Raw genomic sequence first — 772 nt, forward strand, 5'->3', positions numbered from 1 at the left:
CAAAGAATAACCCAGTCTTGATAGGGGAACCCGGAGTTGGGAAAACAGCAATAATAGAAGGACTTGCCCAGAGGATCGTACGGAAGGATGTCCCGGAAGGTTTGAAAAACAAGACCATTTTTGAACTGGACATGAGTTCCCTGGTGGCAGGTGCAAAGTTCCGCGGGGAATTCGAAGAAAGATTAAAGGCCGTCCTTGCTGAGGTGAAAAAGAGCGAGGGGAAAATCCTTCTGTTTATTGATGAGCTGCACACGATAGTCGGAGCTGGGAAAACTGAAGGGGCTATGGATGCAGGGAACATACTTAAACCGATGCTTGCAAGGGGGGAACTTCACTGTATAGGTGCGACGACGCTGAATGAATACCGTAAATATATAGAAAAAGACCCTGCATTGGAACGCCGCTTTCAACAGGTGCTGGTACAGGAACCAAATGTGGAAGATACCGTATCCATTTTAAGAGGATTGAAGGAACGATTTGAAATTCATCATGGTGTCAACATTCATGATCGGGCAATTGTAGCAGCAGCAAGACTTTCTGACCGGTACATTTCCGACCGGTTTCTTCCGGACAAAGCCATTGACCTTGTGGATGAAGCGTGTGCAATGATCAGGACGGAAATTGATTCGATGCCTTCTGAACTCGATGAGGTGACTCGTAAAGTGATGCAGCTCGAGATCGAAGAGGCAGCGTTGACAAAAGAAAAAGATGAACAAAGTCTGGAACGATTGAACCGAATTAAAAAAGACCTAAGCACCCTAAAGGAAAAAGC

At 45.9% G+C, this 772-nt stretch carries 1 protein-coding gene; it reads left to right on the forward strand.

What is annotated here, in order from left to right; all coding sequences use genetic code 11:
• Positions 1–772, forward strand: a 772-nt coding sequence (locus tag HP456_RS24545) for an AAA family ATPase (protein ID WP_172255878.1), incomplete at both ends; no start/stop codon positions are given.

The sequence above is a fragment of the Bacillus haikouensis genome, from assembly GCF_013179555.1.
GTDB classification, from domain to species: Bacteria; Bacillota; Bacilli; order Bacillales; family Bacillaceae_B; genus Rossellomorea; species Rossellomorea haikouensis_A.